Below are 273 nucleotides of genomic sequence, written 5' to 3'. Positions count from 1 at the left end.
ATATAAACACGCTCTCATGATTTCTACAACACATCTTAAACTAATTGCCGAGCTTGGCCAAAAGACGTACCGCAAGCACCGTCTTCAATACCTTGTACTAGGCGAAAACAATGTACTGGTGTTATTAAATTGCCCATTAAAAGTAACCGATGTGTTTGCAACGCAAAACTTTATTGATACTAACCAAGCGGCATACCCCAAGACGCATTTTATTGGTGCTGATGATGAGCAGTTATCAAAGGTAAGTACATTAGTCAGTAATAATGCTGCGAT

Annotated in this window: 1 pseudogene; it reads left to right on the top strand. The window is 39.2% G+C overall.

Annotation, left to right across the window (positions count from 1 at the left end):
• Positions 1 to 16: 16 nt before the first annotated feature.
• Positions 17 to 273: pseudogene (locus CWB76_RS19715) on the top strand (RNA methyltransferase); the annotation flags it as partial.

The organism is Pseudoalteromonas sp. S1609, from assembly GCF_005887255.1.
Classification (GTDB): Bacteria; Pseudomonadota; Gammaproteobacteria; order Enterobacterales; family Alteromonadaceae; genus Pseudoalteromonas.
The sequence above is the reverse complement of the archived record's forward strand: the minus strand, read 5'-3'. Positions and strand labels throughout refer to the sequence as shown.